A 3410-nucleotide genomic window follows, 5' to 3' on the forward strand; every position below is an offset into this window, starting at 1 on the left:
CGCACTTGCCGGCACGGTGGGGCGGGCCGCCGCGGGTCTCGCGCTGCTCGAATCGATCCAGGACCTTGAGACGCTGGGGGACGACGAGCTGGCGCTGATGGACACTCAGTGCCGCCCCGAACCGCCGCTCCACGCGGGTCCGGCAGCCGCGGACGCCGGCGCGAGCGCGATGCTCGACATCTCGGATGGTCTGGTGCGGGATGCCGGGAGGATCGCGGAAGCCAGCGGTGTGCACATCGACCTCGATTCCGAAGCGCTGCAGGGCTTCGCCGTCCCGCTGGTCGAGGCGGCCCGGGTTCTGCAGGTGGATCCGCTGCACTGGGTGTTGGGCGGCGGCGAGGACCACGGATTGCTGGCGACGTTTGACCGAACTGTTACCCTCCCGAACGGGTTTACTGCGATAGGCTCGGTAACGGCAGGGACGCCTCACGTGACGCTTGGGTCACAGGCTCCGGCGTCCATTGGATGGGATCACTTTGCACATTAAGATCACCGCAAATGCAGCGGCGATGAAGCGATGGTTGAGCAAAGCCGAAGAGTCCCTCGGCAACCATAGCGACCGCCTCAATGCCATCAACATCTTTCCGGTTGCCGACGGCGACACCGGAACCAACCTCTACCTGACCATGTGTGCCGCCTCCCGTGCCGCCCAGGACGTGGACAGCACCGACCTCGGGGAGCTCCTCGCCGTAGCCGGCCGCGCCGCTATGGAGGACGCCCGGGGCAATTCGGGCACGCTCTTCGCCGTCTTCCTCTCGGCACTCGCCGAGCCGCTGCACGGCGCCAATCGCCTCACCGCCAGGCTGCTGGCTTCGGCGCTGCACCGGGCGCAGATCCGCAGCTGGTCGGCCCTCAGCGATCCGGTGCCCGGCACCATGCTCTCGGTCCTCGAGGCAGCCGCCAGGGGAGCGGGGGAAACAGCGGGAGCACCCGAGAGCGACGAGAGCAACCACTTCCTCGCTGAAACACTCCACGCCGCTGTGGAGCACGCGCTCCAGGCCGTAATCCAGACCGAGAGCCAGCTGGGCGCCCTGACGGAGGCGAAGATCGTCGACGCCGGCGGCGTGGGCTTCCTGCTCATCATGGATGCCCTCCGCGCCTCATCGCTGGGGGAGGAGCTCCAGGATGAGCTGCTCGACGGGCTGCACGGCTACGACATCCAGGCCCCCCACCTCCACGCCGGGGGCGATGCCGACGGCGTCGAGATCATGTGCACCATCAACCTGAGCCCGCTCGACGCCGCGACCCTGCGCCTGCACCTCGATGAGCTGGGCGATTCAGTGATCATGAGCGCCGTCAGCGAGGTGCCGGAAGGGTACCGCTGGCGGGTCCATGTGCACGTGCCGGACCCTGAGCCCGCACTTCGGCTCATCCACGAAGCGGGCGAGCCGGTCAACGTGACGGTGGCCCAGCTTGCCTCGGGCCTACCGGAGGCGGAATCCGGCGGAGCGGGGGCACCCGCGACTGAACGCTCCGGCGACCAGCGTGGCTGACAGCGCGGTGGTGAGTATTTCGACGTCGGAGCTTGACGTGCCGCTCGAGAAGCACCTCGGGCCGCCCGCCAAGCTCCTGGCAAAGCACCTGAACCTCCACACCGTGGGCCAGCTGCTCAACCACTTTCCGCGCAACTACCTCAAGCGCGGCGAGCTGACCCCCATTGCAGAGGTCCCGGTGGACGAGGAGGTCACCCTGGTCGCCCGCGTGCAGTCGGCCAACGCCCGCCGCATGCGCACCCGCAAGGGCATGCTCCTCGAGGTGATCATCACGGACGATTCCGCCGGCGGAATCGGGCAGATGAACCTCACCTACTTCAACGGGTACGGCGCGGAGCGGGAACTCCGTCCCGGCGTACGCGCCATGTTCTCCGGCAAGGTCACGGTGTACCGGGGGAAGCTCACGCTCACCAATCCCAAGTACGTGCTCCTGGACGACGACGACGACAACCCCGAGTACGTGAACCAGCCGATTCCCGTGTACCCGGCAGTGGACAAGGTCAGCAGCGAGCGGATCGCCATGGCCGTGGGCATCATCCTCGACACCCTCGACCCCACCCACCTGGTCGACCCGGTGCCGGAGGCGGTGGCGCGCCGGGACAAGCTGATGAGCCTCGCGCAGGCCTACGAACTCGTGCACCGCCCAGCCGTCGTGGAGGACGCCTACCGCGCGCAGCACCGGTTCCGGTACCAGGAGGCCTTCGTGCTCCAGGCCGCGCTCGCCCGCCGTCGGGCACTGACCGCGCGCGAGGAAGCGACCGCGCGGCCGCCGCGCGCCGGCGGACTGCTCGACCAGTTCGACGCCCGGCTGCCGTTCACCCTGACGGACGGACAACGGGAGGTGGGCGAGACCCTGGCCGCTGACCTGGCCGGGGACCACCCGATGAACCGGCTGCTCCAGGGCGAAGTGGGCTCCGGTAAAACCCTCGTGGCACTGCGCGCCATGCTGCAGGTGATCGACGCCGGGGGACAGGCAGCCCTGCTGGCACCCACCGAGGTACTGGCCATGCAGCACCACCAGTCCCTCACCCGCACCCTCGGTCCCCTCGCGGAGGGCGGGATGCTGGGAGGCGCGCTGGACGGCACGCGCGTGGTGCTCCTCACCGGCTCCATGAACACCGCGCAGCGCAAGAAGGCGCTGCTGGAGGCGGCCTCGGGCGACGCCGGCATCGTCATCGGCACCCACGCGCTATTGTCCGAGAACGTCCGGTTCTTCGACCTGGGCCTGATCGTGGTGGACGAACAGCACCGCTTCGGCGTCGAACAGCGAGACCTGCTCCGCTCGAAGGCCGCCGCCTCACCCCACGTGCTGGTCATGACCGCAATGTTCTTCTTCGCAGGAGCCAGCTTGACGGTGTTCGGGGATCTTGAGATCTCGACGCTGACCGAGCTCCCCGCCGGAAGGTCCCCCATCAGCACGCACGAGGTAGGGCTCGCCGAGCATCCGGCCTGGATCCAGCGGGTATGGTCGCGGGCGCGGGAGGAGATCGACGCCGGCCGGCAGGTGTACGTGGTGTGTCCGAAGATCGGTGACGACGCCGGGTCGGGCGAGGACGGCACCGCGCTGGAGCTGTACCAGCCGGATGTCCAGGCGGCGCCGTCGAAGCAGGAACTCTCCAGCGTCGTGGAGCTCTACGGCTCCCTCGCGGAGGTGCCGCAGCTGGAGTCCGTGACGGCCGGCATGCTGCACGGGCGTATGGACCCGGCGGAGAAGGCATCGATCATGGGCCGCTTCAACGACGGTGAGATCCAGCTCCTCGTGGCCACCACGGTGATCGAGGTGGGCGTGGACGTGCCGAACGCCACCCTGATGGTCATCATGGACGCCGACCGCTTCGGCATCTCCCAGCTGCACCAGCTGCGTGGGCGGGTGGGCCGCGGCGGGCATGCCGGCACCTGCCTGCTCGTCACGGGCCT

3 protein-coding genes are annotated in these 3410 nt (G+C 68.8%); all 3 read left to right on the forward strand.

From position 1 onward, the window contains the following. On the forward strand, positions 1 to 487 hold a 487-nt coding region (locus Y705_RS23210), incomplete at its 5' end, for a thiamine-phosphate kinase (protein ID WP_253908591.1). Between the two features lie 22 nt (positions 488 to 509). Then, positions 510 to 1493 (forward strand): DAK2 domain-containing protein, encoded by a 984-nt coding sequence (locus tag Y705_RS19400; RefSeq protein WP_049822654.1) that lies wholly within the window; start codon positions 510 to 512, stop codon positions 1491 to 1493. Next, on the forward strand, positions 1486 to 3410 hold a 1925-nt coding region (locus Y705_RS19405), incomplete at its 3' end, for an ATP-dependent DNA helicase RecG (protein ID WP_253908592.1). The genes Y705_RS19400 and Y705_RS19405, both read left to right, overlap by 8 nt.

The sequence above is a fragment of the Arthrobacter sp. H41 genome, from assembly GCF_000520535.1.
Classification (GTDB): domain Bacteria; phylum Actinomycetota; class Actinomycetes; order Actinomycetales; family Micrococcaceae; genus Arthrobacter_D.